This is a genomic window from Deltaproteobacteria bacterium (assembly GCA_009692615.1).
Lineage (GTDB): Bacteria > Desulfobacterota > Binatia > UBA9968 > UBA9968 > DP-20.
Genome location: SHYW01000170.1, coordinates 1 through 7,916, shown reverse-complemented (window position 1 = coordinate 7,916; position 7,916 = coordinate 1). Strand labels below are relative to the sequence as shown.

5 protein-coding genes are annotated in these 7,916 nt (G+C 57.1%); all 5 read right to left on the bottom strand.

Annotated features, from left to right (window positions below):
- Positions 1-271 precede the first annotated feature (271 nt).
- On the bottom strand, positions 272-1,510 hold the full coding sequence (locus EXR70_24400; GenBank protein ID MSP41639.1) for an MFS transporter: 1,239 nt from the start codon (positions 1,508-1,510) through the stop codon (positions 272-274).
- 158 nt (positions 1,511-1,668) lie between these two features.
- Positions 1,669-3,267 carry a thiamine pyrophosphate-binding protein gene (locus EXR70_24395; GenBank protein ID MSP41638.1) on the bottom strand — a complete coding sequence of 533 codons (1,599 nt, stop codon included), beginning with the start codon at positions 3,265-3,267 and terminating at the stop codon, positions 1,669-1,671.
- A 154-nt stretch (positions 3,268-3,421) separates the two neighbouring features.
- Positions 3,422-4,228 carry an aspartate dehydrogenase gene (locus EXR70_24390; GenBank protein ID MSP41637.1) on the bottom strand — a complete coding sequence of 269 codons (807 nt, stop codon included), beginning with the start codon at positions 4,226-4,228 and terminating at the stop codon, positions 3,422-3,424.
- Between the two features lie 346 nt (positions 4,229-4,574).
- Positions 4,575-5,810: a class A beta-lactamase-related serine hydrolase gene (locus EXR70_24385; GenBank protein MSP41636.1), complete on the bottom strand. Its 1,236-nt coding sequence runs from the start codon at positions 5,808-5,810 to the stop codon at positions 4,575-4,577.
- Positions 5,811-6,128: 318 nt separating this feature from the next.
- Entirely contained in the window at positions 6,129-7,250 is a 1,122-nt protein-coding gene (locus tag EXR70_24380) for an ABC transporter substrate-binding protein (GenBank protein ID MSP41635.1), read from the bottom strand.
- Between the last annotated feature and the right edge of the window lie 666 nt (positions 7,251-7,916).

Here is a 7,916-nt window from a genome sequence, read left to right as displayed (position 1 = left end):
CCAAGACCTCGCCCTTTCGGTCTTACGCCAAGCGCAGAGTCGATGTCCATGTACTTCTCGATGGCGCAGTGGAGATTTTCTACAAAACAGAAAAAATCGCTACCTTCGATTCCAAAACGACGCACACACTTGGCCTATATCGAACCAACCCCAACAAGGTGGGGTTCCGCTATGGCCAGGTTTCTAACTTACGACCTCAACCCAACGCACTACCCTGACATAATCGCGTTGCTGTTAACATGACATATTGACGTTGCCACGACACTGGGAATTAATCTTTGTGAAATGGTTGCGCAGCGGTGCGGCGCGGCTCTTTGAGCATGATCGCCATGGCGATCATGCCGGTGGCCACCGCCACCGCCAGCACTTGCCAGGCGATGGCATAGGAACCAGTGCGATCGACGATGTAACCGAAGATCGGCGTGCCGAGGGTCGCCGCGCCGGCATTGATCGCGATCATCATGCCAAGACCCGTCCCAGTTTTCGCTTTGCCGGAAATCTCGCCGATCAGCGCGTAGGAAACTCCCTGGTAGCCGACGATGGAAACGCCGGCGAGAAACAGAATCGACATTAATAGAAAAGTAGACGAGTTCCGATCCATGAAACTCAAGGCGATAAACCAGACGACCGACACCGCGCCGATCAAGATCAGCACGATCTTCCGCCGCCCGCCGAAGATCCGGTCGCTGATCACGCCCCAACCGACGCGGCCGACCATGGCGCCGGCTTGGGTCAAAGCGAGCGCCTGGCTCGCCCAGTAGGGCGAGTAACCCAAGGCGTCTTTCAAATAAAGCGGCACGTAAGTAATCAGCGCCATCTGGCCGATGAGATAAATCGCCGTGGCGCAGCTGATCGGCCACAGCGCGCCGACATTGAGCGCGCCTTGATCCGCTGAGCGCTCTTCCGCCGTCGGCGCTTCCTGGATTTCCGCCCTCGGCTCGCGCCACAAACGGAAGAATAAAAAGCTGGAAATAAAATTGATCCCGCCCAACGCCGCCAACGCGCCGCGCCAGCCGATCAGCAACACCAACGTCGGCGCCAACACCGCCGCCAGCACGCCGCCGCACGGCACGCCGGTCTGTTTGGCGCCCATGGCGGTGGCGCGTTCGTCGCGATGAAACCAAGTCATCACGCCGATGGTCGATGCCGGATTGAGAAAGCTGTAGCCGAAACCGGCGAGAAAAAAACTCACGCAGCCGAATTCAAAACTAGTCGACAGCGCCGCCATAGCGGTGCAAACGCCCAGGATCAAATGGCCCTGCATCGTCGTCTGGCGCACGCCCAAGCGATCGGCCAACCAGCCGGTGCCGAAGGACGCGCCGGTCATCGCCAAGTAGAAGGACGAGAAAAACAAACCGACCTGGGCGCGCGACAATCCGAGATCGTCTTTGTAGAACGGCGCCAGCGTGTTGATGCCATACTGCGCCGACGCGCCGATGACGTGGGACACGCTGATCAGCGCCAGGATCGTCCAGCGAAAGCGATCACGGGTGGGAGAAATATCTGACATGGAACCTAGCGCGGCCGAGACGCGGCCAAGGAAGACAAAGAGATTTCACCGCAGAGACGCCGAGATCGCAGAGTTCGAAGTCTTTCTTTATCGAAATCACTTTACTCCGCGTGCTCAGCGCCTCCGCGGTGAGTTTACGAAAAAAATTGGGGCGCATCTCAATCGAAAACCGTGGCGGAATAACTTTCGGCGTCGACGAACGCCTCGATAACGCTCGGTCCGTCGAGGTCGAAAGCCCATGCGAGCGCGGCGCGAAATTCCTCGGCGTTCTTCGCCGGCCGGCAAGGCACGCCGAAATAGTGCGGCGGCGACGGCGGCGGGTCTCCCAAGCGCACGCCGGAGAGCGGATAGTTTCTTTTTTCTTGTTTAACTTTCATCAGGCCAAGCCAGCCATCGTTCAAGATAATCAGTGGCACCGCTAAATTTAACCGGCGCGCCAGCGCCAACTCGCCGGCGGTCATTTGAAAGCCGCCATCGCCGATGACGCACGCCACCGCGCGCTCGGGATATACCAACTTAGCCGCGTAGGCGGACGGCATGGCGTAGCCCATCGACGACCAACCGTTGGTCGCGAGCATCGTTCGCGGCAGATCGGTGCGCCATTGCGACGCGATCTGATGCGTGTGGGCGCCGACATCGTAGGCGAGAATAGCGTCGCCAGGTAATCGCTCGCGTAAAATATCCAAAGCTTGATGCGGCGCGAATCCGGCGCTCGCCGGGCGAAGCGCCTTGTCGAACGCTTCGCGAAGGCTGCGCCATTCTTGCGCCGACCAATCGTTCTTCGTTGCCGGAATGGCGCTCATCGCGCGAACCGCAGCGGATAACTCGCAGCCCTGGTTCCAAACCAAATTCAAACCGTTGCCGCTCTCGGCGGCCTCCGTGCTGACGTGCACGATCGGCGTACCGGGCTTTACCCACTCTTCATAGTTGATCTCGATGGGATCGAAACCGACGGCGATGATGCAATCGGCTCGATCAGTAAACTTCTTGACATCGCTGCGCCGCGACCGGCCGATGACGCCGGCAAAATTCCCATGGCTCTCGGGCAAAAAACCTTTGCCGTGCAAGGTCGTAACGAAAGGAATATTTTGCCGCTCGATGAAGTGAATTAAATTTTTGCTCGCCCCACTGCGCGTGAATGACAAACCGGCGATCAACAGTGGCCGTTTGGCAGTTTTCAAGGCATCTGAAACCGCAGCGCTCACTTCGTTCGACAAATCCGGCGCAGGCTTCGAATGCGTAACACTGCCGCGAAATTCGACTGCCGCCGCCTGCGCCACATCTTCCGGCAAATCGAGATGCACTGGCCCCGGCGGTTCTTCGGTTGCGATCTCAATTGCTTGAGCAAATAACTCGCCGACATTTTCATGGCGGCACGCGAGAGTTGCTTTAGTGAGCGGTTGGAACAACGCGTGATGATCGATGCGCATCTGAATGCGTCGTTCGAGCCATGGCGTCGCAACGTTGCACGTGATCGCCAACAGCGGCGCGCGATCCAACCAGGCGCAGCCGACGCCAGTGGTTAAATTGGTCGCGCCGGGCCCGACGGTGGAAACGCACACGCCGGGAACGCCGGTTAAATAACCGACGGCCGATGCCATGAACGCCGCCGAAGTCTCACTGGCCGTGAGCACGAACCGCACGGAACTCTTGCGCAGCGCGTCGATCAGCGGCAACACCGGCCCGCTCGGCACGCCAAACACCCAGCGCACCCCGGCCTGCTCAAGTGTAAGAACGATAAGATCGCTGTTATTCATATGTTGAAAATGTCATTTACCACGAAGGACACGAAGAGCACGAAGTTCGGAGTTTTAATTTTTCGAGCCCTTCGTGTCCTTTGTGATCTTCGTGGTGAAAGTTTATTTTCGTTTGGTTGCGGCTCTCACGATTAACTACCGATGGTCACAATTTCTAATTCCCAATCCGCACCGGATCGACGACGTCTTGCACCGCGCGGATGATCGACAGCGCCGTCAGCTTGCCGGTCTTGGGATTTTCGCTCGGGATATTTTCGATGTGGACATGGAGTTTGCCGAACTCGCCTTCGATGTCGATGTCGTGGCAGTTACGCGGCAACCCCGGCACCGCGAGTATCCGCACCTGCGTCTTATCCGGGCCGATGCCCGCCAAACTCACCGCGCCGGTGACGTTGACGTTGGCCGGAAAACCTCGGCAAGCTTCGCGCGCCGAGCCGGAAAAAACCTCGCGCTCTTCCTGCAAGCCGGCCAACGAGATGCCGCGCTCGACCAAGTACGGCGCGCCTTCGAGTCCCAGCGGCGGCTTGCGCGTCGTGTGCGTGACGTGATCGATCCGGCCGACGCACGCCGACTTGATGCCGTCCAATCCGGCGATCGCCCCCGACGGAACATATAAATGGCAACCCGTGCGCCGCGACTCCGCCATGACCTCGGGATATTCGAGCAACGCACCGACGCTGATCACCATCAAATCTTTCCCTGCCGCAAAAGCTTTCCGCGCCAATTCAGCAACGACATGCCCGCCCGCCGCTTCGACGAGCAAATCCGACGCAGCGACAAGTTCATCCAGCGAAAGATACGCCGGCGGATTTTTGAACGCCGCCAAAAACTCCCGCGCGCTCTTTTCCGTGCGACTGGTCACGCCGGCAACGCGCACCGCCAACTTGCCGTCTTCCACGGCTTTTACGAGCGCCTTACCGATCGCGCCGCAGCCGACGATGCCAATAGATTTTATCGCCATCTGTTACATGCCGTCCTTGAGAAAAAGTAATTGCTAGAGTCTATCTAGCTTGAAGCGATTTGCACTGTCAATGAACGAACTAATGAGGATGATGAGTGATGAACAACAATCCGCGGTCGGCCCGCGACTCTTTGATCATGAAAGCGTTGTTGATGATGTTGCCCCGCGTAGTGATTTGATCCATGTAGGGGCGCGTCCACCAGCCTCATTTATCTCTGAAAATCGAGAAATTTGGCCGTAGGATTGGATTGAATGACGCTGCAGTTCGATCCTACACGATTGACGAGCTGAAAAGAAAACTGCGGCGCCACCGCGAGGTTCGCCTGCTGCGTCGAACCGCCACGAGTCAATCGGCGATAGCCTGCAGCACCAACGAGGTGATCACCTGCCGGTAATGGAAACGCACGGCGCCGGGCGTCGCCGCCATAAACACAACGGCTAGTTCTTCCTTGGGATCGACCCAAAAAAATGTGCCGTTCGCACCTCCCCAATGATAGTCACCGGCTGAACCCATGACGCCGGCGATACCGGAACCGCGCCGAACGGCGACGCTGGGACCGAATCCATAACCGTTGATGAGCGGATAGTCACGCAAGGCGTCGATGTTGACCTCTGGACCAAGCTGATCCGCCGTCATGTACTCGACCGTCTTGCGCCCGAGGATGCGCGTGCCGTCAATCGCGCCGCGGTTCAGCAGCATTTGCGCGAAACGCAAATAGTCGCTCGCGGTTGCGAATCCACCGCCGCCGCCGCAATCGAATTTGCGCGGTTGCGTGGGATCGCGAATCGTCTGTCGGTTAGCCGTTTCGGGATCCGTGAGAAAAGCCCGCGCGTAGCGGTTCGCCTTGTCCGCGGACAGCATGAACGCGCTGTCGATCATGCCCACAGGCTTGAAGAGGCGCTCCTCCAGAAAGCGGCCGAGTCGCTGTTTGGTGACCGACTCAATGACAAGGCCGAGGACATCGAAGCCAAGGCTATAGTCCCACACAGTGCCGGGCTGATAGTGCAGCGGCAAAGCTCCTAGCTTTTCTAAAAACTCGGGTCCCGAGAGGCTATCTGCCGAGTTGGTTGAATCCTGAGGATACATCTTGTGGAGTTCGCTAGCGCCGCGATTGCCGTAGGTGATCCCGGCGGTATGCCGCATGAGATCTTGGAGCGTTGGTTTGCGCCGAACAGGCTCGGTACCCATCAGCTTGTTCTCGCCGTGCGCATCCGTGTGCATGATCGCAACCCGCATATTGTCGAGTTGCGGCAGATATTTTCCTACTGGGTCATGCACCAAAAGCCGATTCTCCTCATAGAGCATGAGTGCCGCGACAGCGGTGAGGGGCTTGGTCATTGAGGCGATGCTGAAGATCGCGTCCTTTGACATCGGGATGGCCGCAACCTGATCAAGGAAACCGAAGGCCTCGAAGCGAACAAGATATCCTTTGCGCGCGATGGCGACCACCGCTCCTGGGAGTCGGCCGTTCGCGATGTCGGCCCGTAAGACTAGCCCGATGCGTTCGAGACGCGGAGATGACATTCCCACCGCCTCGGGCGTCGTCACTGGCAATGGATCCGAGTGATGCGTTAAGCTCATATGAATAGCAACGCCACAACGACAACTGGGCGAAGTCTAAAATCCTATCCTCCTGCCACTCAAAGACACTCGCGCTGCGGCGTTAAATTTCTTGTCCGGCGAATGCGTCGCATTATTATCTCGAACGCCTGTCGACAATCAAGTTGCAGCGCGCGCCAAAATCTCGCCAGGGTAAATAAACCTGTCGAACTAAATCGCCGACCAGCGCGGCGGTTGCGGCTTCAGCAATAAAGTTTGTCGGCGGTTTATTACATTCTTGTCGCAATAATTTTATTGTCTTGAGCCATTTGACCAGGAGACGAGGGAATTTCCCGTCGCTTATCGGCCAGAGGAATCTTTATAGAGCGCGTCGATAAAGCCGCTGTCGTCAAGCTTGCGAAGGATACGCGTAGCCGTGACATCTTCGACTTGGATACTCGCCACCCTGGGGTTCGATCGCGCAAGCGTGCGCCGGATGTTTAATAGCCCTTCAGTTGACGGGTACGGCTTTCGCTCGAGCGTCTCCAGTGCGCCCCGATAAGCCTCCTCGGCGTCTCGTTGTTCCACCCGCAGCCGGCGCGCCAGAATCTGGGTAACCGCGCCGCGATTGCTCGGGTGATGGATAAAAGCGATGGCGCGTAAAAGCCCGCGCATCACGCGCTCAACAAGCTGGGGCGATTTTTCAACGGTCTCCTTCAGAGCAATAAGACTGTTGAGAGTAAGCGGAATATTGGCGTTTACAAAGTTTAGTAATACCGGATAGCCGCGCGCCTTCAGAGGTTGGCTAAACGCGGTCGGTAGCACGGTAACGTCAATAGCTCCGGCTTCAAGCGCCTTCGCGAGCTGCGGCTGGGGTCCGATCGCTTGAATGTGAAGCCGGTCCTTTACGGGCTCCAGACCCAGGTGCTCTAAGGCGAGAAGCGCCTGCATCCATATGCCACCGCCCATGCTCTGAACACCGACGCGTTTATCCCGCAGGTCTTCGGGCCGAGTAATCCCTGGACGGGCCACGAAATCGGCCGCCAGCCGGTTGCCGAAAGTCGCGAGAATTTTAATTGGCGCTCCACCCGCTGCCGCGGACATGACGGCAGTGCCGGCCGTCGTCACTAGGGAAATCTCCCGAGCCATCATGGAAGCTAGCATGGTTGGGCCACTTCCAATAAAAATCAGTTCGGGGTCTAAACCCTCCTGAGCCAAGAATCCCCTGTCTACCGCGACCCACAGCGGCGCATTGGTAGATGTGATGCTCACGAAGCCAATCTGCAAGCGCCGCTCAGCCGCGGCACAGTCGCCTACAGGCAGCGATACTAGAAAGGCGAATAGGCCGAACATCAGGCGACCGATTTGGCGTTTCCAATATGCAGCCGTTTTCTTAGCCCTTGGTTGTCCGGTGATTAGCGCGGCGCCACAAGCTCCGAGTTCATCCAGCTCGGATCTTGGCCGGTTTCTGTTTGCCTTCACGCTGTCCTCCAATTCTGTTTGACCCAGTCATGGGCTTTGCCTAGAAACACAAAACCCATCTTCACCCCGAGATGCGCATTAAATTTTCGGTTTCAATTTCCACAAATGTACACTGGGCAAATATCGCCAGCTCTACAGAAACTGTCAAGCTCTAACAGCTTCTCATGCAATTCCAATCCGACGGCGTATTGGGAAATCAGCCCGCGCTGTATTCAGGCGGAAATTCCGTCATGCGGTAGGAATGACCGGAGCGGCGCCGTGGAAAAATCCCCCAGGATTGAATCGCTCGGGAATACAGTTCAATGCTGGCGCTTTCCGCATGCTCACGTCGCTCAAAGCCCACGATAATTATTTGTAAAGTTGTCTACAATTAGACAGTAATCCCTACCCACTGGCATACGTTAAGCACGCGAATTGAATTGCGTGATGCAACTGTTAACCGGCGGCCTACCAGATTCGGAAGGCCCCCATCATATTGGAGAATCATAATGGACCGGACATGGTCGGTAGAAATCGAAGGAGCCGTTGTCAATTGGTGGGTAAAAAGAATTAGGCAGCGACCCGAACCTCCTGACCGTTTGCGTACTTCTGACCACGAGCGACTTTGTCTACAAGCTGGGGTGCATCGAGTTTTCTGAAACTCATTTCAGCGATCATTAAGGTCTT